Origin of the sequence: Curtobacterium sp. NPDC086286, from assembly GCF_044746255.1 — a bacterium.
GTDB lineage: Bacteria > Actinomycetota > Actinomycetes > Actinomycetales > Microbacteriaceae > Curtobacterium.
On sequence record NZ_JBIVBW010000007.1, the window covers coordinates 219,485 to 242,909 of the forward strand.

25 protein-coding genes and 2 pseudogenes are annotated in these 23,425 nt (G+C 68.6%); 15 read left to right on the forward strand and 12 right to left on the reverse strand.

The window, feature by feature from the left end; genetic code table 11:
• Positions 1 to 17 precede the first annotated feature (17 nt).
• The 5 genes and pseudogenes from ACIPKM_RS14395 to ACIPKM_RS14415 form a co-directional block, all read left to right on the forward strand.
• Entirely contained in the window at positions 18 to 1,298 is a 1,281-nt protein-coding gene (locus ACIPKM_RS14395) for a PIN domain-containing protein (protein ID WP_402736978.1), read from the forward strand.
• Positions 1,299 to 1,368: 70 nt separating this feature from the next.
• Complete coding sequence (locus ACIPKM_RS14400; protein WP_402736979.1) at positions 1,369 to 1,509, forward strand: hypothetical protein; 141 nt, start codon at positions 1,369 to 1,371, stop codon at positions 1,507 to 1,509.
• An 18-nt stretch (positions 1,510 to 1,527) separates the two neighbouring features.
• Positions 1,528 to 1,746, forward strand: coding sequence for a hypothetical protein (locus ACIPKM_RS14405; protein WP_402736980.1), 219 nt, complete (start codon positions 1,528 to 1,530; stop codon positions 1,744 to 1,746).
• A gap of 324 nt (positions 1,747 to 2,070) precedes the next feature.
• A complete protein-coding gene (locus tag ACIPKM_RS14410) occupies positions 2,071 to 2,637 on the forward strand; it encodes a hypothetical protein (RefSeq protein ID WP_402736981.1) in 567 nt (188 codons plus the stop codon).
• Positions 2,638 to 2,876: 239 nt separating this feature from the next.
• Positions 2,877 to 3,266 (forward strand): annotated as a pseudogene (locus ACIPKM_RS14415) (GIY-YIG nuclease family protein); the annotation flags it as partial.
• 77 nt (positions 3,267 to 3,343) lie between these two features.
• Here the strand turns inward: ACIPKM_RS14415 and ACIPKM_RS14420 are convergent.
• Entirely contained in the window at positions 3,344 to 3,850 is a 507-nt protein-coding gene (locus ACIPKM_RS14420) for a hypothetical protein (protein WP_402736982.1), read from the reverse strand.
• Positions 3,851 to 3,933: 83 nt separating this feature from the next.
• Positions 3,934 to 4,239, reverse strand: coding sequence for a hypothetical protein (locus tag ACIPKM_RS14425; protein WP_402736983.1), 306 nt, complete (start codon positions 4,237 to 4,239; stop codon positions 3,934 to 3,936).
• A 281-nt stretch (positions 4,240 to 4,520) separates the two neighbouring features.
• Between ACIPKM_RS14425 and ACIPKM_RS14430 the strand changes: the two genes are divergently transcribed.
• From ACIPKM_RS14430 to ACIPKM_RS14440, 3 genes are all read left to right on the forward strand, one after another.
• Positions 4,521 to 5,501, forward strand: a complete 981-nt coding sequence (locus tag ACIPKM_RS14430) for a hypothetical protein (protein ID WP_402736984.1) — start codon at positions 4,521 to 4,523, stop codon at positions 5,499 to 5,501.
• A gap of 359 nt (positions 5,502 to 5,860) precedes the next feature.
• Positions 5,861 to 6,793 (forward strand): hypothetical protein, encoded by a 933-nt coding sequence (locus ACIPKM_RS14435; RefSeq protein ID WP_402736985.1) that lies wholly within the window; start codon positions 5,861 to 5,863, stop codon positions 6,791 to 6,793.
• Between the two features lie 58 nt (positions 6,794 to 6,851).
• Positions 6,852 to 7,961 (forward strand): hypothetical protein, encoded by a 1,110-nt coding sequence (locus ACIPKM_RS14440; RefSeq protein ID WP_402736986.1) that lies wholly within the window; start codon positions 6,852 to 6,854, stop codon positions 7,959 to 7,961.
• Positions 7,962 to 8,123: 162 nt separating this feature from the next.
• Here the strand turns inward: ACIPKM_RS14440 and ACIPKM_RS14445 are convergent, their stop codons facing one another.
• Positions 8,124 to 8,390, reverse strand: a complete 267-nt coding sequence (locus tag ACIPKM_RS14445) for a DUF4411 family protein (protein WP_402736987.1) — start codon at positions 8,388 to 8,390, stop codon at positions 8,124 to 8,126.
• Between ACIPKM_RS14445 and ACIPKM_RS14450 the strand changes: the two genes are divergently transcribed.
• Positions 8,344 to 8,886 carry a hypothetical protein gene (locus ACIPKM_RS14450; RefSeq protein ID WP_402737018.1) on the forward strand — a complete coding sequence of 181 codons (543 nt, stop codon included), beginning with the start codon at positions 8,344 to 8,346 and terminating at the stop codon, positions 8,884 to 8,886. The two genes, ACIPKM_RS14445 and ACIPKM_RS14450, sit on opposite strands and share 47 nt — an antisense overlap.
• 252 nt (positions 8,887 to 9,138) lie before the next feature.
• Here ACIPKM_RS14450 and ACIPKM_RS14455 read toward each other — a convergent pair whose 3' ends face one another.
• On the reverse strand, positions 9,139 to 10,173 hold the full coding sequence (locus ACIPKM_RS14455) for an LLM class flavin-dependent oxidoreductase (RefSeq protein ID WP_402736988.1): 1,035 nt from the start codon (positions 10,171 to 10,173) through the stop codon (positions 9,139 to 9,141).
• Positions 10,174 to 10,340: 167 nt separating this feature from the next.
• Here ACIPKM_RS14455 and ACIPKM_RS14460 point away from each other — a divergent pair, with 167 nt between their 5' ends.
• The gene (locus ACIPKM_RS14460; RefSeq protein WP_070416482.1) at positions 10,341 to 11,450 is read left to right on the forward strand and encodes an acyl-CoA desaturase; all 1,110 of its coding nucleotides are present in this window, start codon (positions 10,341 to 10,343) and stop codon (positions 11,448 to 11,450) included.
• Positions 11,451 to 11,464: 14 nt separating this feature from the next.
• Entirely contained in the window at positions 11,465 to 11,677 is a 213-nt protein-coding gene (locus tag ACIPKM_RS14465; protein WP_070419121.1) for a cold-shock protein, read from the forward strand.
• 70 nt (positions 11,678 to 11,747) lie between these two features.
• Here the strand turns inward: ACIPKM_RS14465 and ACIPKM_RS14470 are convergent, their stop codons facing one another.
• On the reverse strand, positions 11,748 to 12,704 hold the full coding sequence (locus ACIPKM_RS14470; RefSeq protein ID WP_402736989.1) for a zinc-binding dehydrogenase: 957 nt from the start codon (positions 12,702 to 12,704) through the stop codon (positions 11,748 to 11,750).
• A 49-nt stretch (positions 12,705 to 12,753) separates the two neighbouring features.
• On the opposite strand from ACIPKM_RS14470, the gene ACIPKM_RS14475 reads away from it, so the two are divergent.
• Entirely contained in the window at positions 12,754 to 13,386 is a 633-nt protein-coding gene (locus tag ACIPKM_RS14475; protein WP_071303651.1) for a TetR/AcrR family transcriptional regulator, read from the forward strand.
• Positions 13,387 to 13,526: 140 nt separating this feature from the next.
• Here the strand turns inward: ACIPKM_RS14475 and ACIPKM_RS14480 are convergent, their stop codons facing one another.
• The 4 genes from ACIPKM_RS14480 to melA all read right to left on the reverse strand — a co-directional run bounded on the left by ACIPKM_RS14480 (position 13,527) and on the right by melA (position 18,204).
• A complete protein-coding gene (locus ACIPKM_RS14480) occupies positions 13,527 to 14,405 on the reverse strand; it encodes a carbohydrate ABC transporter permease (RefSeq protein WP_254791875.1) in 879 nt (292 codons plus the stop codon).
• Complete coding sequence (locus ACIPKM_RS14485) at positions 14,405 to 15,364, reverse strand: sugar ABC transporter permease (RefSeq protein ID WP_309779123.1); 960 nt, start codon at positions 15,362 to 15,364, stop codon at positions 14,405 to 14,407. Before ACIPKM_RS14485 ends, ACIPKM_RS14480 begins: the two co-directional genes overlap by 1 nt.
• On the reverse strand, positions 15,348 to 16,652 hold the full coding sequence (locus tag ACIPKM_RS14490) for a sugar ABC transporter substrate-binding protein (RefSeq protein ID WP_071295460.1): 1,305 nt from the start codon (positions 16,650 to 16,652) through the stop codon (positions 15,348 to 15,350). The genes ACIPKM_RS14485 and ACIPKM_RS14490 overlap by 17 nt, the downstream gene beginning before the upstream one ends.
• Positions 16,653 to 16,779: 127 nt before the next feature.
• Complete coding sequence (gene melA / locus ACIPKM_RS14495; RefSeq protein WP_071295461.1) at positions 16,780 to 18,204, reverse strand: alpha-galactosidase; 1,425 nt, start codon at positions 18,202 to 18,204, stop codon at positions 16,780 to 16,782.
• 125 nt (positions 18,205 to 18,329) lie between these two features.
• Here melA and ACIPKM_RS14500 point away from each other — a divergent pair, with 125 nt between their 5' ends.
• Complete coding sequence (locus tag ACIPKM_RS14500) at positions 18,330 to 19,154, forward strand: helix-turn-helix domain-containing protein (protein WP_139199537.1); 825 nt, start codon at positions 18,330 to 18,332, stop codon at positions 19,152 to 19,154.
• A gap of 136 nt (positions 19,155 to 19,290) precedes the next feature.
• Here ACIPKM_RS14500 and arr read toward each other — a convergent pair.
• The 3 genes and pseudogenes from arr to ACIPKM_RS14515 form a co-directional block, all read right to left on the reverse strand.
• Positions 19,291 to 19,695, reverse strand: a pseudogene (gene arr, locus ACIPKM_RS14505) (NAD(+)--rifampin ADP-ribosyltransferase); the annotation flags it as partial.
• 14 nt (positions 19,696 to 19,709) lie between these two features.
• Positions 19,710 to 20,933 carry an MFS transporter gene (locus tag ACIPKM_RS14510; RefSeq protein WP_402736990.1) on the reverse strand — a complete coding sequence of 408 codons (1,224 nt, stop codon included), beginning with the start codon at positions 20,931 to 20,933 and terminating at the stop codon, positions 19,710 to 19,712.
• A complete protein-coding gene (locus tag ACIPKM_RS14515; RefSeq protein ID WP_402736991.1) occupies positions 20,930 to 21,466 on the reverse strand; it encodes an ArsR/SmtB family transcription factor in 537 nt (178 codons plus the stop codon). Before ACIPKM_RS14515 ends, ACIPKM_RS14510 begins: the two co-directional genes overlap by 4 nt.
• Positions 21,467 to 21,621: 155 nt before the next feature.
• On the opposite strand from ACIPKM_RS14515, the gene ACIPKM_RS14520 reads away from it, so the two are divergent.
• Positions 21,622 to 22,539 carry an ABC transporter ATP-binding protein gene (locus ACIPKM_RS14520; RefSeq protein ID WP_402736992.1) on the forward strand — a complete coding sequence of 306 codons (918 nt, stop codon included), beginning with the start codon at positions 21,622 to 21,624 and terminating at the stop codon, positions 22,537 to 22,539.
• The gene (locus ACIPKM_RS14525; RefSeq protein ID WP_402736993.1) at positions 22,536 to 23,381 is read left to right on the forward strand and encodes an ABC transporter permease; all 846 of its coding nucleotides are present in this window, start codon (positions 22,536 to 22,538) and stop codon (positions 23,379 to 23,381) included. Before ACIPKM_RS14520 ends, ACIPKM_RS14525 begins: the two co-directional genes overlap by 4 nt.
• The last annotated feature ends 44 nt before the right edge of the window (positions 23,382 to 23,425 follow it).

A 23,425-nucleotide genomic window follows, 5' to 3' on the forward strand; every position in this document is an offset into this window, starting at 1 on the left:
TCCGGCATGATGGCCTCATGCTCACCGTCGTCCTGGATACGAATCCGTTCCATGGGGCACGGTGGTTGTCGTCCGCTGCGGGCCAGCGCCTGGTCGATCTCGCTCGGGACGGCTCCTGTCAGGTAGCGATTCCTGAGGTCGTCATCGACGAGCTCGAACGTCAGCACCGCGAGGCGCTGACGAAGCAGCGCGACGAGGCGAGAGGTGCGCTCAGCGAGCTCAGGTCCCTCGTAGACCTTGACGAGATCGTCGCGAAGTTCGACGACCTGCTCGGCAAGGTAGCCGCCGTTCGCGACGCCTTGTTGGCGCAGACGGGCATCGACGCAGCCCCTGTCCCGGAGGACATCACTCGGGACCTGGTGCGCCGCGACCTGGCGCGACGACGGCCGTTCATGGAGATGGACGGCGGGAAGAAGAAGTCGTTCGGGTTCCGCGACGCGGTCATCTGGGAGACGCTGCTCGACGTCGCCGGGGCGGATGACTCGGGCGACACGATCTTCTTCGTCACTCGTGACACGGGGTACTTCCCGAAGAACGTCAGCGACCGCCTCCATCTGCATCTTCTCGAGGATCTCGACCAGCACGGCATCCCGCGGGATCGCATCAAGGTCGTCGACACCCTCGAGAACGTCGTCGAGGCGGTGAAGGCCGCCGTGAGCGAGGCCGAGGCCAAGGCGGCCGAAGCGAGAGCGGCACACGACCCTTCGAAGGCGGGGCTCGCCACGGTGCTTCGCGGGTACGCCCTCGATGCCTCCCGCCGCGCGGAGCTGGTGAGCGTCGCGTTCGATGCGATTCAGGCACTCATCGGCAACTCGATCGAAGACGAGATGGACGCGAGCGGCGGATACTCGCCACCGGCGTTCGTGCAGTTCGACTTCCCACAGGAGATGGAGAGCGCCAGAATCGTGGCGTTCGAGCCCGACTCTGACTTTCAGATCGACGACGTCAACGGCGATCTCGTTGTCGTTCGCGTCGAGTTGTCCGTCGGACTCGAAGGCAACACGCTCAAGGCCGACTACTACGTCGCGGACGAAGACATACAGATCCTCGACGTGCTGAACGACTACTACTTCGAGACCATGACGTGGGTCCGGGCTCGCGCTGTGGTCACGATCGACACGGAACAGGGTTCCGGGCACTACGACGACGTCACTGTCGTGCTTGAGAACAACCCGAATCCGCCGCGCTCGACCGATTCGACGAGCGTGACGCTCGACTTCGATATCGACTCGGAGCCCGCAAGCACCGAGCTCGTCCCCGACCCTGGCAGCTCGGATTTGGACCCCAATACGAGCTGAGACTCCCACCCGCATCAGTAACGCTCTGTCGGTCGTCCACGAAGACGAAGGGGTCTGCGAGGATGGATCCATGGGGAAGTCACGCAAGAGCGCTAGTCAGCGACGCACCTCTGCTCACATCAGGTCGGGTGCTGCGTACATCCGGAAGCTCGCGCCGGCCGACCGTTCCGTGTGCAGCCGGCTCACGAACGGCTCGAACATGCTCGGCTGACTCGGGCTCTTCTGGCCGATGAGCCTTGCTGTCTTCGCCTCGTTCCGAGGCTGGATCACCGCGCCTGATCTGCCGGACCTGAGCAAGTATCGCTACCAGCAGGTTGGTCCGGGCTGGCCGGACTTCACCCTTCCATGGGAGATCGCGTTTGTTCTCCTCGGGCTGGCCGTTGCGATGACCGTCTGGATGCTGCGCCACCCGGCGGTGTTCAAGCTCTCCTACGGCACGACCGTCTAGGCATGAGCTGGCGTCGGGATCGGGATCGGGATCGGGATCGGGATCATCTGAGCATCGCTGATGTACTTCGGCACCGCGGGGTGGCCGGTCTGGCAGGTGTGGTGGCTCGGGGTCGTTGCCTTCGCCGTTGCAGGGGCAGTCCTCGCCTACGGGTAGCGGATCAAGCGTCCGCGTCGCGCGGCGTAGGTCACGACCTCGAGGCAAAGCGCCGCCCCCTCTCTTCCCGAGCCGCAGCTTGCATGGCACGATGAGCTTTCATCGGATCGACCGCCAAGAGACGAAGTTTCGGAGCCTGACACAGTGACCCAAAGACTGACGGAGACCGTGCGCCAGCAGCTGTTGGAGCTGAACGACGGCTTCGAGCGGACGACGCACTACGACGGCAAGAACTTCCGCGAGACGCGCCACTACACGATCCAGGACGGCTCGCTGCATGTCCGTCAGACCGGTAAGACCTCCTGGGCAGACAGTCGATTCGACAACTCGTACGTCGCTGATCCCGAACAAACGCATCGGTTCCTCGCGAACTATCGCGATGTGCTCGATTGGAACGGAGTGGACCCGACGCGCCAAATCGAGCGTGCTGAGTCGGAATCGGATCGCGTCGACGTGGACGAACCGATCGACGACGTCGATCCGAACGCCGAAGCGCCCGAGTATCCCCACGACTTCGCGGACGAGAAGCAGGAGCACGAACGGAGCGACGATCGCGCGTCGAGGGAGATCGCAGGCGCGCTCGTCCTCGTCGGGCTCGTCGTCGGCGGCGTCGTAGTGGCGATCAAGTACGGCCGCCCGGTGTGGAACGAGAAGGTTAGACCGGCCGCGGGGCGTCTCCGAGACAAGATCCGGCGCCGCAATCCAGGCGAGCCAAGCGACGACGACGAGTCCTGATCTGTTGTGACGCTCTCCGGCCCCGCCGCGGATGCCGCTGCAGCGCTGACCAGCACCATTACCCGCTGGGCGATCGCCGATGCGCCGAAGCACGTGGCAGCGCGACCGGGCCTCTACGCGATCTTCGGCGACGAGCAGGCGCACCAGGACCTGGATCTCGTCGCTGTTGCGCACCCGTCTGCATCGCCGGACCTCCCGCTGTACATCGGTAAGGCCGAGAAGAGTTTCGTCTCGCGCGCGACCACTTCGCCGCACAGCCAGACAGCACTCCGCGCACCGGCTGGTCCACTGTTCGGAGGTCGTTCTCGGCGCTGTTGCGCGACGAACTCGATTTGCACGGCGTGCCACGGAACCTCGAGAATCCGGGCTATTTCAGCATGTATTCGGTCGCTGGCGACGGCGACGGCGACGCGAAGCTCACAGCGTGGATGCACTCCCGGCTCACGCTCGCAGTCTGGCCGGCAGCGGAGGGCATGCGCACCCCAGTCGCCGACGTTGAGACTGAGTTGATCCGGTACTTCACGCCCGTGGTCAACCTCGACAAGAACCCGAAGAAGCTCGCGCAGCTGAAGGCGGCACGGAAGGCGATGAGTGCAGAAGCACGAGCCTGGCAGCCAGTCAGCGACTGAATAGGCCGACATTGCTGGTCTGACTCACCGTCGCTAGAAGCCCCGCAGCCCGTAGGGCTGCGGGGCTTCTCCGATTGCTAGTTCGGAGGCATCCGGAGCGCGCGTCGAATCTCCACCCGAAGTCGCGCCTCGAGCCCGTTCATCTTCTGAAGCGTGCGTTCGCGCCACTCCTCCGGCCGAGGCTCCTGTCGTTCCCCCTCGAACGCTCCCTGGTAGATCTCGCTCAGGACGTTCGACAAGGCGAACGCCACTTCGTGCACAGCCTTCGGTGCGATCAGCTCGAGGAGCAGCGCTTCTTTCTGCACGGCCTCGAGCGCGTTCACAGTCACATCGCCGAGTTCGGAAGGTGAAGCCGCCTCAAGGACCACGAGCGCTGTGTACACCTCTCGTGTCTGGTCCACGATCGTCACGTAGGACTGCTTGAGCTCGCTGTCCCACTGGCGCTGATCCTCCCGCCGGAGCTTCCTACGGTCGCTGAGCCAGAGCGAGAAGAAGGCAACACCAGCGGTGAGCCCTGCCGCGGCGAGCACGAACAAGCCGGTGAGCAGCGGACCCTGCCACACCGGTGCGGTCCCGTCCATCACGACGTGAAGGACCGAGGGGGACGGGGAAGGTGTAGGAACCGACGAGGGCAGCGGCGACGGCGTGGGTGTCGAAGTAGGCATGTTCAGATGAACAGGTACGACAGCTGCACGTCGTAGTGGAAGCGCAGCTCCTCGGGGCTGTCGAAGTCCACGTTGCCCGCGACCTCTACGGCGTCCCGGTCCCCGTCCTTCTCTAGCACGTCGGGCATCGCCGAGGCGTTCTGGAACCCTGCGGCGAGGAACTGGACGAACGCATCCGCCTGGTCCGGCTCGACCTCGCCAAAGGAGACCTTGCGGCCTGTCGACTTCTCCCTGAGTCGAAGGCCTTGGCGACCGCCGTTGCCCTCGTACGCGTCGATGTAGCACCGCACGCTCGTCTTACCTGCCATGTCAGCCCTCCGTGGTCGTCGCGTCGATCCTGGCAGAGCCCTCCGCCCCCAGGCGCACTTCCCGCGAAGCGTCGGCCGGCGACGCCGTCCCGGGGACGACCCCGTCTCGTCTCTTGCCTGGGATCGGCTACAGGTGCCGGGTCCGACGAGGCGCTCGGTTCGCGACGAGAGCAATGTGCTCTAACGTCTTCTCGTGCGAGAGACGAACGCCGACGGTCGCAGTGCTCGTAGGGAAGGGCTCGGACCAGTACCTCGGCAGAAGCGGCCGGACGAGGTGCGCGGTGACTGAGCAAGATGACCCAAATGCCGGACCGTGGTTCTCGAGCCTGCGACTAATCGCTCACGACGCGAGACGAGACTTTGCCTCGATTCAGCAGTACTTGCAGGTTGTCGGTCCGGAGATAGACAAGCGCTTCGATGCGGTGATTGAGGACGTCGAAGCGCGCTTAGATCCGGAGTTTCACGACATGGGTGATGTCTACTGGGAGGCTGAGAAGGCCTTCGGGGCCAACCCGCTCGAGATCCATGCGCATACGGGCTTGATGCTTGTGAGCCGGGGTGTGGCTCTGTCTGAGATAGTTTTCGCGTCGATACCCATGGCGCTCTTCGTTGACGCTGAGCCGCTGGTCTACAGAGGCAATCACTCCTGGTCTCGCAAGATGGCGAATCTCTTCTACCAGACTTGCCTCGCCAGACCGGTGAGCATCGCAGACGGCGCGATGGCGCCCATCACGCAGCTGCGCGATCTCTATGCTCACGGCTACGGACGGCCTCACCGGAAGGAAGAGGCTGAGAAACTTGCTGCGGCCCTGCACCCCCACCTCGGACCCGCCGAGCTCACTCCCGAGGAAGACGCTCTTGGCTTCACAGAAGCGCCATACGCGTTCGGTCGCTACTCCGACTACAGCCCCGCATCAGGCTTCAAGCAGGACGTCTTCGTGCCGGTTGTCGCCGAACTCAGCCCGGTCGCAGCCCGGAGGCTTCTGCTCCTGATCGAAGAGCGCGTCGAAGCCGCGCTGCTAGCGGCGTCGTGGGGCCTCAAGAACCCGTTGGATGAGGCGACGAGCAAGTTCGTGCGCTTCTGGGTGCAGGAGGAGGCGGAGCGCAAAGCGCAAAAAGAGGCTAGGGAGCACCGTGCGGCGGAGAAGGCGCGGAGACAGGAAGCAAGACGCGAGGAGCGAGCCGAGAGGCGGCGACTCGACCGCCGGAACGGCCTGGCGCGACAGGCCGAGATTAGGCGGGAGGCCGCGCGCGATGGGTAACACGCGTCTCCTGTGGCACTCTGCGACAGAGTGAGACAACCCTTTGTTTGGGTTCTGGCGATTAGGGTACTCACGAGACGCCCCACGCTCAAAACTGCCACTTCGGGGCGTTTGCTTCCCCGTACGCTTTGAACGGGCAGCCGCCGCCAATCATCGTGTGACCGACGTGAGTTCGAGGGCGCTGATGAGGAAAAGCACTACGATAGCCAATAGTGCTTGCAACCTCGGGGCCGCTGCCGAACGTGACCCTGTGCACGCGCCTTCGTGCCGCACGAGAGGTTGCGAGCGACGTAGCGACGTAGTAGCTCCCGCTGATGAGATTCGCCGGGACTGTCGGTCCTTCACCATAGGATCGGCTCGTGGCTGACTCGCTCCTGCATTCTCTTCGCGACCGTATGCTCGACGAGAGCGAGCCCGTCGCCGGGCTCCTGCGCAAGTGCCTCGTCCTTGGCGCAGAGACCGGATCGCAGCGACTGCGCGAGTGGGCTCGCGCTGAGCTGAACGGCTACTCTTCCGACGACGATGTGCCTGCGTATCGCAAGCTCTTCAGCCCGCCGTTGGTGATGGACTCCATGAGCGGCAACACATGGGCAACTGGACAGACGGTTAGTCGATTCGAGGTCCCTGCGTCCGCACGCGAGTACGTGCCGGAGTTCATCTCCTTCGTGCAACCCATCGAAGAACTGCAGCAGATGTCGTCGCGGACGAGCCTGCCTCTGACACACCCCCGGCTCGCGTTCGCGAAATCTCTTTGGAACAAGGAGTTGCACGTCTTTCAACAGATCGTCGATCTGAAGTACATCGTGCCGGGAGCTGCGCTCAGCGGGGTCGTCGCGCAAGTCCGTAACACTCTCGTCGACATGGTCGCCGACCTGACTGCTTCGACGCCCTTGACCGAACTGCCCAGCAAGTCCACCGTCGACGCTGCGGTCCACGACCGGATCGGCGACATCTATAACACAACGATCGTTGCCCCGGCCGGTCCGACCGCTGTCGGGGCCGGTGCGGAGGCCTCCGCGGGCGTGAACCTCGAAGAGATCACCCCGCTGCTCTCGGCCGTGCTGGAGGCAGCGTCGGCGCTTCGAGACGACGAGAAAATGGCGCTGCAGACAGCCGTAGAAGAGGTGCAGGACGTGGTCGCCGACCCCCAGGCAGACACCGGCGAGGTGGTCAAGCGGGCCAGCCGCCTGCGACAAGTTGCCGAAACGCTCGGTGTCGAAGGGGTGAAGTCCGCCGCTGGGACGCTGATCAAGACCCTCACCGATCTCGTAATTCAAGGCGCCTTCAACTGACCACTCCCGGAGCGCGGTAGGCGACCAGACACAACGTGAATCCGAGGAGGACCACATCGTGCGGCACTGGCAAGACGAAACGGACCGGGAGTACGGGCTACCCACGCCCGTGAAGCCGGCAGGGTTCCGTGACTGGCAGCGTCCTCCGGCGCTTCTCTTCCTCGACCTCAACCACTGGATTCTGCTCGCCCGAGCAAAATCGGGTCGCGGAGATCCGCCGTACGTCGAGCTCCTGACTGTGCTGGGGGAAGCCCTTGCAGACGGACGTGTCAAGGTGGTGTTAACCGGAGCGTTGTACCGCGAAGTAAGCAAGATCGCCCATCCTCGCCAACGAAATGACCTCGCCGCGCTCATGCAGGAGCTCAGCGGGCCGTCGTACCTCCCAGGACCGGTGGATGTCCTCCGCGCGGAGATCGTCGCAGCTCTGGACGTGACGACGGGCTCGAGCGGGACACAGTTCGAACCGACCGACATAGTCGGCGGAAGTGCCCTGAACATCGTGGGGGCCGTCGGAGGGCTCAGGATCACCGATGCTGACGGGGAGGATGTCACCAACGAGTTCGTTGCCGTTCCTTCCCAGGCCGCTGCCCTGGCGGCAGCGGAGAGAGAAGCGGAACGGATGTTCCTCGCCGGGCCAGCCGACCACGAGGTCGAAGCTCTGCGCGCAAACGGGTATAGACCCGAGGTGCCACGGCAGATGGTTCGGGACAACGCGGAGTTCGAAGCGGCTTGGTCCGAGCGGCTTGCTCCGTTCCGCAGTCAGGGCCGCATCCGCGACTTCCTAATTTTCCGACATCTACAGCTTGAGCTGATCGCCGTGCTGCTTAGCGAGCTCAGCGTCCGCGGTCTGACGATCGAAGCGATAGCAGGTTCGCCCGAGACGATACGTCGCTTCGTGATGAGCATGCCGAGCAGCGCTGTGACGGTGTCGATGCTGGCGCATTACCACCACGACCCGCAGAAGCGTTGGAGCGAGAATGACATCTACGACATCGGGTCGCTCGCCCTCGCCGTCCCGTTCTGCGATGTGGTCTTCACGGATGCAGCTGCACGCAACGCCCTCCGGCTTCGACACATCGACGAATGGTTGGGGACAGTCATCCCCCGCGGGGTTGCGGATCTCATCAAGGTGCTCGAGGAGCTTCCAATGACGCCCTCAACGGGGTGAAGGTATACCGCCCCGGCCCCAACGACGACACGGCAGGACGCGCCCGGACGATAGGTTCGACCCTCGGGAAAATCGGAGGAACCGCCAGACGGTCGTGCTCGGGCAAGCGTCTCGATAACCGATCGACTGTCGAGACGTGGCGAGCCGCTACGTGGCGAGCCGCTACGCGGCGTCGAGCCCCAACCGAACTGATCGGGAACGCAGTATCTCGAAGGTCGTGCAGTCGGGCACGCCGAGAGCCTGGCATGCGTTCGGGATCAAGACCCGCCTGCGCGCGTTCGCCTGGTAAGTCTCGTGCGTGACAACGGTGTGGCCATGAGCAGCGGCATGGGCGACCAGATAGTAGTCAGCCACGTCCAGGAACTCGACGACCGCAGCTTGTGTGAACTGGCCACCATTGGCCCATGCCGCGAGCTCTCCGAGCTTCACCAGCGAACTCTGCCTGCGCCCGATCGGCGACTGCAAGATCGAGGGCAAGAGTGTCGTCTTCGAATTGCCGGCGGAAGACGTCAAGACGCGTAAAGGGCGCCCGGTGCCGGTTCTCGACCCTCGCGTCAGTGACCGAGTCGCTGTGCGGATTCTCGCTTCAAGAAGCCCTGATGCTCCACTCTTTCCGTCGCCGAGCGATGCGAGCAAGCAGTGGGAGCCGCGAGGTCGTGACCGGAAGCTCGCCGCTCTGTACGAGGAGATCGCGATCATGTGCCGCGTTCCGGTGCTCGCCGTCGAGCGCGGTCACATCTGGCGCGCGACGCTGAACTCGCTTCTCGCGGACGTGATGGACGAGGACGTACGCATTCGACTGCTCGGGCACACCCGCGAGATCAACCGTCAGTTATCCACGGCGGTATCGGACACCTCGCGCGTAGTTGCCGCCGCGAGCGTCTTGCGCGCCAGCTCCCGCGTCCTCCCGGCAGCAGGTAAGTAACCGCAGAAGTAACCGCAAGCTCCCGGATCACGAAGGACGTGGCAGGTTCACGCGGGAACGTAGTCGCGTCGGTATGGTTCTCTGATCAGGGGAATCTCAGATCGAGACTGGTAAATCGGACTAGCCCCCGCGTTTCAAGGGGTCGCAGGTTCAAATCCTGTCAGCCCGACCGGAAAGCCCCGACGGAACGCTCGTTCCGCCGGGGCCCTCGTGTTCTCCGAGCGGAACAAGCTTCGCCCGCACTCGCTGGCGTCAGCGTCCCGCGGCGGCCGCCCCCGGCGCCCACCCGAGCGCCGGCCCGAGCCGCTCCGCCATGTCCGTGATGATCTGCGCGTAGTCCTCCGCCTCGAACGAGAACGGCAGAGCGAAGGCGACCTCCGTGGCCACCTGGTACCCGGCGTCCGCACGCAGCCGATCAGCGATCTCGGCCGACGTCCCGACCAGGTCGGCGGCGAAGAGCAGCTTCCCCGGCCCCATCGGCACCCCGACGCGACCCGCCCGACCCTCGACGTAGGCGCGGTACCGGGCCTCCTGTTCCGGTGTCGCGGTGTCGGTGGGGATCGCGACGAGACCCTGCGAGACACGGGCGGTCGCCGGCGACGGGTGCGCCTCCAGGTACGCCTCGATCTGCGCGCGCTGGTTCGTCGCGAAGTCCGTGCCGATCTCGCTCCGCGTCACGCTCGAGGTGAGCAGGTGGAAGCCGTTCTGCGCCGCCCACACCGCTGACCGCGTACTGCCCGTGCCGTACCAGAGGCGGTCGGCGAGGCCCGGGCTCTGCGGCTGCACGGTCGTGGCGAACTCCTCGATGCCGCGCTGCTCGGCGACCTCGACGACCGGGTCGCCCCGGACGAGGTCACGGAAGCGCAGGAGTCGGGCGTCGCCGAAGTCCTCCTGCTCGGCGGTGTCCGGGTACAGCGCGTCCCGGTAGAGGTCGTAGTGCATCGGGGTGCCGGAGGAGAAACCGGGGTTGAGACGGCCGCCGAGGAGCACGTCGACCGTCGCCAGGTCCTCGGCGAGCCGGAACGGGTTCTCGGCGCCGATCGGTGTGACGGCGGTCCCGAGCGCGATCCGGGAGGTCCGCTGCGAGGCGGCTGCCATCAGCGCGACGGGGGAGGAGATGCCGTGCTGCACGTGCCGGTGCCGCAGCCACGCGCTGTCGAAGCCCAGGGCCTCGGCGCGCTCGATGACCCGGAGCGTCTCCTCGTGACCGAGTCGGGGCCGTGCCGGGTCGAACGACCCGATGGTGAGGAAGCCGAGGCGTTCGAGGGGGCGTCCGTCGAGAGGCATGCGTCGATCGTGGCAGACGGACCGACGGAAGATCGTGGCAGACGGACCGACGCAAACCGGACTCCCAGGCGAACACGCATGTTCCGCCCCTAGTGTCGCGCCAAGCGCAAACGCGTGAACTCACTCGCATTGGTTGAAGGACCGATCCGTACCGGAAGGCGGTCCTCATGACCACCACTCCGCTCGCACCGGGTTACACCCGCACCCGTCCCGCAACAGGTCCCCGCAAGGGCACCTCGACCTACTCCGCGCTGCTGGCGCAGGTGAAGGACAACGGCCTCCTGCGCCGCCGCACCGGTTTCTACTGGTCCCTGTTCGGAACCCTCATCGGCACCCTCGCCCTCGCCTGGGTCGCGTTCGCGTTCCTCGGCGACTCGTGGTTCCAGCTCATCGTCGCCGGAGCCCTCGGCGTCCTCTTCACGCAGTTCGCGTTCCTCTCGCACGAGGCCGCGCACCGCCAGGTCTTCGCCTCGCAGAAGTGGAACGACCACGCCGGCCGCTGGCTCGGCACGTTCATGGTCGGCCTCAGCTACTCGTGGTGGATGAACAAGCACACCCGCCACCACGGCAACCCGAACACCGTCGGCAAGGACCCGGACATCGCGCCGGACGGCATCCGCTTCCTGCCAGAGGACGCCGCGTCGGTGAAGGGCCCGCTCATGACGACGTTCATGCGCTTCCAGGGCTGGCTGTTCTTCCCCCTCCTCACGCTCGAGGGCCTGAACCTGCACCGCTACGCCGTGATGAGCATCGTCACGGGCAACGGCACGAAGGCCGACGTGAAGCACCGCTGGCTCGAGGCCGGCCTGCTCGTCGCCCGCTTCGGCATCTACCTGACGATCGTGTTCTGGTTCCTGCCCTTCGGCATGGCCTGCGCGTTCCTCGGGGTCCAGCTCGCCGTCTTCGGTGTGATGATGGGCGCCTCGTTCGCCCCGAACCACAAGGGCATGCCGACCATCGCGCACGACGCCAAGGTCGACTTCTTCTCGCGCCAGGTCCGCACCTCCCGCAACATCCGCGGTGGCTGGTGGGTCTCGTTCCTCATGGGTGGCCTGAACTACCAGGTGGAGCACCACCTGTTCCCGTCGATGCCGCGTCCGGCGCTGAAGCAGGCCCGCCTGCTCGTCCGCGACCACTGCGACACGCTCGACGTGCCCTACACCGAGACCACCTTGCTGCGCTCGTACGGCATCGTCGTCCGGTACCTCAACCGGGTCGGGCTCGCCGCTCGTGACCCGTTCGCCTGCCCGATGGTCGCGCAACTGCGCATCCACTGAGAGGGGTGGCTCTGATGCCCACCGGAACCGTCAAGTGGTTCGACAACAACAAGGGGTTCGGCTTCATCACCCCGGACGACGGGTCGGACGACCTGTTCGCCCACTTCTCCAGCATCGTCGCGTCGACGGGCCTGCGCTCGCTCGAGGACACCGACCACGTCCGCTACGTGGTCGGCCCCGGCAAGAAGGGTCCGCAGGCCGACGAGATCTCCGTGATCCGCGGCTGACGTCACCAGGTGACGGACGGGAGGCGCGGTGCCAGCTGGCACCGCGCCTCCCGTCTGTCCATGACCGGGATCAGGGCGTCAGGACGATCCGTCCGAAGACCTCGCCGTCGTCCATGCGGCGGTGCGCTTCCGCAGCGTCTGCGAGCGGCAGCACCGCGTCGACGACCGGGGACAGGGTCCCCGCGGCGGACGCGCGGAACAGCTCCATCCGCTCCGACGCCAGGGCGTCGCGCGGCACGGAGTCGAGACTGAACGTCGCGACCGACCGCGACTGCTGGAAGCCGCGGAGCAGGTGCGCGCCGAAGTCCGCCGGCGGCATGCCGGCCACGGCGCCGACGAGGACGAGCCGACCGTTCGGTGCCAGACGGTCGATGAACGCGGGCATCGCGGGGCCGCCGACGACGTCGATGACCACGTCGTAGGAGTCCGGCCCGTCGCCCGCGCCCTGCCGGTCGAGCACGTGGGTGGCGCCGAACCCGCGCAGCCGGTCGCCTCGCTCGGCCGAACCCGTCGTCACCGCGACCGCCGCGGCACCGGCCTGTGCGGCGAGCTCGACGGCGGCGATCCCGATGCTGCCGGCGGCTCCGCGTACCAACACCCGTTCGCCCGGGGCGAGGTGCGCGTGCGCCAGCGCGAACCGGGCGACCGGGGCGGCCGACCCCAGGGCGACGGCGTCCACGGCGTCGAACCCGTCCTCGAGCGGTGTGAGGTCCCCGGTCCCGGCGACGACACGCTCGGCGTACGCGCCACCGACGCCCGTGAACGCCCAGACCCGGCGGCCGAGCCAGTCGACGTCCCGCTGGTCCCCGACGGCGACGACGCGCCCGGCGACCTCGCTGCCCGGGACGTACCCGGGCTCGAGTCCGGGGCGCGCGATCGTCCCGCGCCGGATGACGGCGTCCACGCCGCCGACGCCGATCGCCTCGACGTCGACGAGGACCTGGCCGGGTGCGGCGACGGGTTCGGGGAGCTCGGTGGGGACGAGGCCGTCCGGCGGACCGAAGGACTGGATGGTGACTGCGTGCATGCTCGCGACGCTAACGGACGCCCACGTCCACTTGACTAAAGTGGGAGCGATGACCGACGAGACGTCTCACCTCCGATCCGACGCACGCGAGAACCGCGACCGCGTGCTGCAGGCCGCGCGCGAGCTGTTCGGCGCGCGCGGCCTCGACGTGACGATGCGGGACATCGCCCGGCACGCGGGGGTCGGGCCGGCGACGCTCTACCGGCGGTTCCCGACCCGGCAGGACCTCGTCGACGCCGCGTTCGAGGACGAGCTCGAGCTCTGCCGGAGCATCGTCCTCGAGGGTGCCGCGCTCCCGGACCCCTGGCTGGGCCTGCGTTCCGTCGTCGAACGGACCGTCGAGTTGAACGCCCGCAACCAGGGCTTCGTCGATGCGCTCGTCGCCGCGGGCCAGGTGTCCGACCGGCTCGCCCGGCACCGCGCCGAGCTCCTGCACGCGATGGCGGGCCTGGCGTTGCGAGCCAAGGCGGCGGGACGGTTGCGGCCGGACTTCGTCGTCGACGACCTGCTCCTCGTGCTGCTCGCGGCGCGGGGGCTGGGCGGGGACGACCCGGCCGAGCGACTCGGTGCCGCGCGGCGGTTCGCCGCGCTCGCACTCGACTCCTTCCGGGCGTCGGCCACGAACGAGCGGCTGCCGGAGCCCGCGCGCGTCGTGGGGGCCGTGCTCCGCGCCGCAGTCTGACCGTGCTGCCCGGTCGTTCCTTCCCATTGCGGGTGCGCTGGTCCGTCGAAACGGGCGTTCCTGGTCGAAAGGATCGACCAGGTACGCCCGCCCTGACCAGGTACGCCCGTCCCGACCAGGTACGCTCGCGCGCCCGCGGCCTACTTGATCCCCGTCGAGGCGATGCCCTGCACGAACTGCCGCTGGAACGCCAGGAACACCACGAGCAGCGGCAGCACCGTCACCGTCGCGATCGCCATCACGGCACCCCACGGCGAACTGAACGCCGGGTTGTTCGTCAGCGTCGACAGCGCGACCGGCACGGTGAGGTTCTCGTTGCCCTGCAGCACGACGAGCGGCCAGAGGAAGTCGTTCCACCGCGTCATGAAGCCGAGGATCACGAGCACCCCGACGAGAGGACCGCAGGTCGGCAGCACGACCCGGAAGAAGGTCTGGAACTCGCCGGCGCCGTCGAGCCGCGCGGCCTCCATCAGGGCGTCCGGCACCCCGAGCATGAACTGCCGGGCGATGAAGATCCCGACCACGTCGAACACCGTCGGCAGGATGACCGCCCAGGGGGAGTCGACGAGCCCGATCTTCGCGACGACGAGGAAGCTCGGCACGAGGGTGACCTGGATCGGGATCATGATCGTGACGAGGAACGCCGAGTAGAGCAGCCCCCGCCCGACGAACCGGAACTTCGCCAGGGCGTACCCGGCCATCAGCGAGACGACGACGCTCAGCGCGGTGCCGACACTGGTGATGAGCGCGGAGTTCCCGAGCCACCGCCAGACCGGCTGCGTGCTGAACACCTGAGTGTAGTTCTCGAAGGTGGGCCGGGTCGGGAAGAGCGAGAACGTGCCGCTCTGCGACTGGCCGCCAGGGGTGAGAGCGGAGACGACCATCCAGTACAGCGGGAAGACCATCAGGATCGCCAACGCGGTGAGTGCGGCGACGAGCACCCAGCGGCCCGGGCGCGGCTTCCGCCGCGCGGCGGTCGGACGGGAGGCGCGGGTCGAGCCCGCAACGGACAGTGCCATCAGATGGCCTCCTCTGCCTTCTTGTTGGCCCGCTGCCGGAGCAGCGTGAACACGAGCAGGATCGCGACGAGCACCAGTCCGAGCGCCGCGGCGTAGCCCATCCGGGCATCGATGAACGCCGACCGGAACACGTACTGGATGAGCACCGTGGTGGAGAAGCCGGGGCCGCCGCCGGTCATAACGTAGATGACGTCGAACGCCTGCAGCGAGAACACCACGTTGAGGATGAGCAGGATCGACGTCGTCGGTCGCAGGAGCGGCCACGTGATCGTCCGGAACCGCACCCACCGCGAGGCGCCGTCGATCGCGGCTGCCTCCTTGAGCTCGGCGGGCACGGACTGCAGCGCGCCGAGGTAGATCACCATGCAGAACCCGATCCGGGTCCACACGACGACGATCACGAGGGTCGCCATCGCCCAGCCCGGCGCGGTCAGCCAGGGCACGCGGCCGAGACCGAGCGCCTCGAGCAGGTTGTTCACGACGCCGTAGTCGCCGTTGAAGATCCACGACATGATGACGCCGACCACGACGCCGGCGGCGACCATCGGCACGAAGAAGAGCGCACGGAACACCGAACGCCCGGGCAGCGGTCGGTTGAGCGCCACCGCCAGGGCGAGGCCGATCGCCATCGCGGTCGGGACGGTCCCGATCGTGAAGACGAGCGTGTTCCGCAGCGCCGTCCCGATGAGCGGGTCGGAGCCCATGTCGACGAAGTTCTTCCCGCCGACCCAGGTGCCGTCGCCGAGCGAGGTGCTCGAGTCCTGGAAGCTCAGGGCGATCGCGGTCACGATCGGGATGAGCGAGAAGCCGAGGAACAGCAGTGCCGCGGGGCCGACGAACACCCAGGGGACGAACCGGCCCTGGCGTCGTCGTGCGGCACCACCGGCGGGGAGCCCACCGGTCGGCGGGGCGGTCGACGCCGTGGTCCGGACCGGCGCGGTCTCAGTTCGCAGTGACACTGCGCATCGCCTCCATCATCTGGCTCGAGGCCTCCTTCGGGCTGAGCTGCCCGAGCAGGCACAGGTCGAGGTAGTCGGCGAACACCGCGTTGAGCGACGAGAAGTACTGCCCGCTCTCGGCCTTCACCATCGACAGCGGGATGGTCGACCCCTGGTCGATGAACCGCTGCATGGTGTCCGAGTTCGCGGCGTACCCGATGTCCGCCGCGTCGAGGGACTCGCGGGCCGGCAGCCAGTTGCCGTCGTGGCAGAACTGCTGCATCTTCGGCCGCGAGGTGATCATCGCGACGAGCTCGGCCGCGAGCTCGGGGTGCTTGCTCGACTTCGTGACGGCGAGGGCGTTGCCGCCGAGGTCACTCGCCTCACCGACGTTCCGGATCATCGGCGCCGTGCCCCAGTTGTCCCGCATGTCGGTGTCGAGCTGCACGATCGACTCCGGGTTGTTGAGCATCATGCCGATCTGCCCGGTCAGGAACAGGTTGCGGGAGACGTCCCCGCCGCCGCTCTTCGACAGGTTGCCGGTGGTGGCGAGGCCGTCGGCGTACCACTTGCGTCCGAACGCCAGGGCGTCGATCGCCTCGGGGGTGTCCATCGAGGGGGTGGCACCGTCCTCGCCGAGGAACGCACCCCCGTTCTGGTAGACGAACGGCAGCCACCGGTAGGCGGTCTCCGGCGCGGACCAGCCGTACCCGAACGCGTACTTGCCGGTGACCTGCTTGACCTCCTTCGCGACGTCGAGGAACTCGTCCCACGTCCACGCGTCCGCGAGGCTCTCCGGCGGGGTGACCCCGATCCGGTCCATGACCTCGCGGTTGTAGTAGGTGATGAAGTTGTCGGTGTGCTGGAAGACGCCGTACACACCGTCGTCCCGGGCACCGATCGCCCAGAACGGCGTGCTGTAGTCCTGCTGGTAGTCCTTCGGGATCGAGCCGGAGATGTCGACGAGGCTGCCGTTCGCGGCGTACCGGCCGATCTGCTGCGGGGTGATCCGGATGACGTCGGGCGCGAGGTCCGCGGCGAGCCGGGTGATGAACCACTGGTGGAACTGGCCAGTGGTGACCTCGACGGCGACGCTGGTGCCGGGGTGCGCCGCGACGAACTCGTCGGCGATCTGCTGGTAGCTCGTGATGTCGGTCGGGATGTTCCAGGTCGAGAGGCGGATGTGCTTCGTGCCGCCGTGGGCAGCGGTGCCCTGGCCGGCGCAGGCGGCGAGTGCGCCGGCCATCGAGATGCCGGCCAACGCGAGGAACCCGCGTCGGGCCAGCTGGGTGGGTGGTCGGGTCGGCATGGTCCTCTCCTTCGAGGTCGTGGTGCCGTGGTGGTCCAGGAGGCGCGGTGCACGTCCCGGGGTCCGGGTGCGTCCGTGACGGGGCCGGGTCGCGCGGTGGACCCGGCCTCGTCGGCGGACGGGGCGGTCAGACGAGGGCGGGTCGCGCCTCCTGGACGGCACCCTGCTCGGCCGGTGCCGCGGTCGCCGGACGCAGCGACTCCGGGAGCAGCGCGGCGTGCGCGTGCAGCAGCTCGTCGGTCATCTCGGCGATCCGGTCGAGCGTGAGGTGCGCCGCGGTGAGGGGGTCGAGCGCGACCGCGTGGTGGACGTGCTCGACGCTGCCGGTCAGCGCCGCGCGGACGGCCAGCGTCTGCACGTTCGTGTTCGTCCGGTTGATCGCCGCGAGCTGCGGGGGGAGTTCGCCGAACGAGATCGGGGTGACCCCGTTGCCGTCGGCCAGGCAGGCGACCTCGACGCAGGCGTCCGACGGCAGGTTGGCGATCACGCCGGTGCGGTTCGGGACGTTGCCGTAGACCACCGCGGGGACGCCGGTGACGATCGCGTTGACGATGCTCGCGCCGTACTCGACCGACGGGGAGAGGTCGGCCTTGAGCTTCTCGAGCTGCTGGTCGACGTCGCCCTGCTCGTCGTGGGCGAGGCAGATCTCGTAGTAGTCCCAGCGCTCCGGGATGTACTCGAGCACCGTCTCCGGGTCCTTGCGGAAGTACGGCACGTACTCGCTCGCGTGGTGGCTCGACTCGGTCTCGAAGTACCCGAACGACCGCATCAGCTGCGTGCGGACCTGCTCGTTGCCGCCCTCGTAGTTGCTCGCGGCCGCAGCCGCCTCGCTGTGGTCGCCGTCGTCGTCGTGCAGGTCGGCCGCCGCGACGCCGCGCCGGTGCTTCGCGGTCATCACCTCGCGGAGGCGCGGGTACAGGTCCTCGCCGTTCCGCCGTTTGAACTCGAGGATCCAGGCCTGGTGGTTGATGCCGGCGCTGACGTACTCGACCTCGTCGTACGGCACGTCGAGGGTCCGGGCGAGCATGCGCGTGGTGCCCTGCACGCTGTGGCAGAGGCCGACCGTGCGCAGGCCCTTCGCGTTGAGGAACGCCGTGGCCATCGCCATCGGGTTCGCGTAGTTGATGAACTGCGCGTCCGGGCAGAGCTCCAGCGCGTCGCGGGCGATGTCCTCGTAGGCGCGCACGGAGCGCAGGAAGCGGAACACGCCGCCGGGTCCCACGGTGTCGCCGACGGCCTGGTCGATGCCGTACTTCCGGGGGATCTCCACGTCCCACCTGTACGACTCCACGCCGCCGACCTGGAACGTGATGATGACGACGTCCGCGCCGGCGAGGGCCTCGCGGCGGTCGGTGGTCTCGAGGACCTCGGTGCCGAGGCCGTGGTGGGCGACGAGCTCGCGGGCAGCGCTCGCGGTGCGGGCGACCCTGCCCGCGTCGAGGTCCATGAGGTGCAGCGTCGCGCCCTGCAGTGCGGGGAAGGAGACGAGGTCGCCGATGAGGCGGAACGGGAAGACGAAGCCGCCGGCGCCGATGATGGTGATCTTGGTCATGCAACGACGGTAGGAAGCGGGGGCGGGTGCGGGCCTCCGGCTTCGGACGGCGGGGTTCCAGGATCCTCGGATGGGCGCGCTCGGGTCGCTGTCGGGCCCGGGTGTCGCTGTCGTAGGCTCGCGGTGTGCTCGACGTGGAGACGATGGAAGCGGCGTACTGGAGCCACCGTGGCCCGGCGCCGCTCATGCCGTCGTCCCACCGGCACGACGACCTCGAGATCAACCTCGTGCTCGACGGGCACCTCGACTACCGCTTCGGCGGTGCCCCGGTCAGCGTGCACGCCGGCGAGATCGCGCTCTTCTGGGGCTGGACCCCGCACCAGCTCGTCGGCGACGGGACGGGGACGGGGGAGTTCCGGTGGGTGCACATCCCGCTCGGCGAGGTGCTCGCGTGGGGGCTGCCCGACCACGACCTCGGCGCGATGCTGCTCAACCGGCCGGTCGTCGTGCCGACCGAGGCCGCCGGACGTGACGTCGAGTCGATGCTCGGCTCGTGGCAGCGGGACTTCGCGGACGAGGGCGCCGAGACCATCGCGAACCTCGAGGCCCAGGCGCTCGTCCGACGGCTGCTGCGGCACCACCGGGACGCCGTCGACCTCCGCCCGGGCGGCGGGCACGGCACCGCGGACGCCATGCACCGGGTGATCGACATGGTGCGGTTCGTGGTCGACCGGTTCCGTGAGCCGATCGAGGTGGCCGACGTCGCCGCGGCGGCGCACCTGCACCCGCACTACGCGATGTCGGTGTTCCGGCAGGACGTCGGGACGACCATCCTCGAGTACCTCACCCGGTGCCGGGTGGCCGAGGCACAGCGGTTGCTCGCGACGACCTCGATGACGACGTCGGAGATCGCGCACGCAGCGGGGTTCGGGTCGCAGTCGAGCTTCTACGCGCACTTCACCCGGGCGTGCGGCGGGCCCCCGGGGGAGTACCGGGCGCGGTCGCGCTGACGCCGGGCTCGCGCGGGCGCGGGTTTTCGCGCTGCCCGACACCTCACGCGGTCGCGCTCCCGTGAACTGTCGCGCAGCGCGGAATCCCGATCCGAGGGCGCGGCGGCCAGTTGATGATCTCGCCCCGCTCGTCCGCGCGCAGCGCCGCCAGTCGATCGCGCCACGCCTGCAGTGCCTCCGGCGTCAACCGCGGCCAGTCCGTCACCTCGCCGGTGATCCGGAGCGGCGCCGTGCTGCGGTAGGAGCGCGTCGGGTTGCCCGGGAACTTCTTGTCCGTCACGTTCGGGTCGTCCTCGAAGGCGCCGGTCGGCTCGACCTCGTACACCCGGGGGAGTCCGTCGCCCGCTGCGAGCTCGGCCGCGAGCCCGGCGCCGTCCCGGAGCGCGGTGAAGTACACGTGGTTCATCAGGACCTCGGGCCGGTAGTTCGAGCGGAACCCGGCGGTCAGCAGGTCGCCGACGTGCAGGTCCGCCCTGGTCCCGTGGAAGAAGGGCCCGTCGGCCAGTGCATCGCTCACGGCGTCAGGGTAGCGCCGGCGCAGGCTGCGGCGGCACGTCAGGCCGTGGCGACCTCGACGCGCCGGACGCTCCGGGTCGACGCGGCGACGGCGGTGGCCAACACGATCACGACCGCGCACCCGACGAGCGTCGCCGGGGTGCCGACCACCCCCGCGAGGGGTCCGACGAGCGCCTCGCCGAGCGGCACGGCGACGAACGACCCGACCATGTCGTACGAGTACACCCGCGAGAGCAGCTCCCGCGGCACGTTCGTCTGCAGCGCGTGGTCCCAGGCGATGGAGAACAGTTCGAGGGCGGTGCCGCCGAGCAGGAACGCGACGAGGAGCACGGGGAGGGTCGGCACGAGTCCGAGCGCCGCTGCGGGCAGCGCGGTCACCGCCATCGTCGCGACGCCGATGCCGAGCGCTCGCCGGGGCCGCCACCGCAGTGCCACGACCGCGCCGAGCGCGAGCCCGACGGTCTGCGCGGACACCACGAGCCCCCAGGCAGCCCGACCGAAGGACCCGTCGGCCACCACCGGGCCGAGCACGGTCGTCGCACCGACGAAAGCGGCGTTCAGGACGGTGAACTGCGCCACCACGGTCCAGACCCACCGGCGCCGGGTGAACTCCGCCCAGCCGTCCCGGAGGTCGGCGAGCACGGACGTCGGCTCGGCGTCGACGTCCCGCACGCGTCTCGGCAGCCGGATCCGTGTGAAGAGCAGCGCGGCGAGCGCGAACCCCGCCGCGTCGATCGCCAGCCCCCAGCCGGCACCGACGACGGCGACGACCGCCGCACCCGCCGACGCCCCGACGATGGTGCCGCCGTTCAGCGCGAGCCGGATCACCGCGTTGGCGGGGCGGAGTTCCGTCGCCGGGACGGTCTCGGGCACCATGGCCGCGGTCGTCGGCAGGCTCACCGCGGCGACCGCGCCGTTCAGGATGCTCAACAGGACGAGCAGCGGGACGGTGGCGCTGCCGGTCAGGACGAGCGCGGCGATCGTCGCCTGGGTGGCTGCGGCCGCGAGCGACGTGACCACGAGCAGCACGTCACGGGGCAGTCGGTCGGCCAGCACGCCGCCGAAGAGCAGGACGGCGACGTTCGCCACCGATCGCGCCGCCACCACGAGGCCGAGGTCGACGGGGGAGCCGGTCAGGTCGAGGACCGCGAAGGCGAGGGCGATGGGTGCGACCGCGTTCCCGACGATGCTCGCCGTCCGGGCGGTGACGAGCCACCGGAACGGGGCGTGCCGCAGCGGCCCGGTGCCCCTCGGCGTCCTCACGGTCGCCGCAGCGGGAACATCGAGACCGTCATCGAGACCGGCACCGTTCCCGGGGTCCGCGGTGGTCGGGCCGCGGCGTGCAGGAGCGCGGCCGCGTCGCCGACGTGCTGCACCACGCGGCGCCACGTCTCCGGTCCGACCCAGAGCTCGGCGTCGGTCGAGGTCGACGGACCGGTCGTGCGGTCGTCAGTGCGCCGGAGGAGCTCCTGGACCAGGGCCTCGACGTAGACACGCTGGTCGTCCGCGGGGAGGACCTCCGGAGCAGCACCCTCGTCGCCGTCGTCGAGGCGGAACCGCCGTGCCGACGACTCGTGCCGGTACCGCTTCGCGTCGCCGCCCCGGAGCCGCACCGTCTCGACGACCCGCACGAGTCCAGCGCGTTCGAGCACCCGCAGGTGGTAGCTCGCCGCGGCCTGGGAGACGCCGAGCTCGCGCCCGGCCTCGGCAGCGCTCATCGCCGCACCCGTGACGAGCGACAGCAGTCGCAGACGGACGGGGTGCGCGGTCGCGCGGAGGCTCTCGATGGTGGACACGAGGGCCATCGTGGTCGGACACGAGGTGACCGTCAAACGGGTCTTTGGGGGTCGGGCGCCGAGCCGAGGTCGCGACGGGGTCCCCCGAGCGGTCCACCCCATCTCCCCCTCAGGGTGGACGCGGCCGACTCCCAGGTCCCCGTAGCGTGGCCGCCGTGATCGAAGTCGAGCACCTCACCAAACAGTACGGTCCGAAGACCGCCGTCGACGACGTCTCGTTCGTCGTGCGGCCGGGCAGCGTGACCGGCTTCCTCGGGCCGAACGGCGCCGGGAAGTCCACCACGATGCGCATGATCATGGGGCTCGACCGCCCCACGGCCGGGCGGGCGATCGTGAACGGGCAGCCGTACACGACCTTCCGCGACCCGCTCCGGCAGGTCGGGGCGCTGCTCGAGGCCAAGGCCGTCCACCAGGGCCGCAGCGCCTACAACCACCTCCTCTCGCTCGCGGCGACCCACGGGATCCCGAAGTCCCGCGTGCACGAGGTCATCGACATGACCGGCCTCGACTCCGTCGCGAAGAAGCGCGTCGGCGGGTTCTCGCTCGGCATGGGGCAGCGACTCGGCATCGCCGCGGCACTGCTCGGCGACCCGAAGACCCTCATCCTCGACGAGCCGGTCAACGGCCTCGACCCGGACGGCGTGCTCTGGGTGCGGCAGCTCGCCCGGCGCATGGCCGCCGACGGTCGCACCGTGTTCCTGTCCAGCCACCTCATGAGCGAGATGGCGCAGACGGCCGACCGCGTCGTCGTCCTCGGCCGCGGCCGGGTCCTCGCCGACGCCCCCATCCAGGAGTTCGTCGCCGCGGGCGGTGGCACCGGCGGCAGCCGCGTCGTCGTCCGGACGCCGGCTCCCGACCAGCTGTTCCAGGCGATCGGCCCGAACGCGTCCGTCACCCCGCGCGAGGACGGCACCTTCATGGTGGTCGGCCCGGACGCCACCACGGTCGGGAACATCGCCGCACAGGTCGGCGTCCCGCTGCACGAGCTCACTCCGGTGGGCGCCAGCCTGGAAGAGGCCTACATGGCGCTCACCCGCGACGACGTCGAGTACCGATCGGAGGGCACCCGATGACCGCCACGACCCTGCCGCCCACGAATCTGCCGCCCACGATCGGGCTCGGCTTCGGCCGGCTCGTCCGCAGCGAGTGGATCAAGCTCCGCAGCATCCGCTCCACGATCTGGTGCCTGGCGATCCTCGTCGTGGTCACGATCGCGATGGCCGTGCTCATCGGCAACGCCCTCGACGTCGGCACGCCCGTCGCCCAGGACTCCGCGAACGGCACCCTCGTCACGATCAACACCGCGAGCGTCTCCCTGACGGCACTCGTCGTCGCGGTGCTCGGCGTGCTCATCATCACGGGGGAGTACGGCACCGGCCAGGTCCGCTCGACCTTCACCGCCGACCCCCGTCGGACGGGTGTGATCCTCGCGAAGGCTTCGGTCCTCGCGGTCACCACCTTCGTCGTCAGCGCGGTGTCGATCTGGATCGGGGTGTTCGCCTCGGCAGCCCTGCAGGCGGGCAAGGGCGTGCACGCCGACCTCGCCGACCCGTCGGTGTTCATGCCGCTGCTCGGCGCCTCGGTGTACGTCACGCTCCTCGCCCTGCTCGCGTACGGCATCGGACTCCTCGTCCGGTCGAGCGCCGGCGGGATCGCGATCACGCTCGGGCTCCTGCTGGTCGTCCCGATCGTGCTGTCGCTCATCGCGAGCGTGCTGCAGGCGCAGTGGCTCCTCGACGTCACGAAGTTCCTGCCCGACCAGGCCGGGATGCAGCTGTTCACCTACTCGGCCGGCGACGCCGCGCCGCAGGAGGGCATCGTCCTGAACGGCTGGGGCGGCTTCGGCGTGCTCGCGGCCGAGGTGTCCGTGGTGGGCGCACTCGCACTCGTGGTCGCACGCCGACGCGACGTCTGACGCCACCATCCCCCGGACTGGAGGCGCGGTGCCAGCTGGCGCCG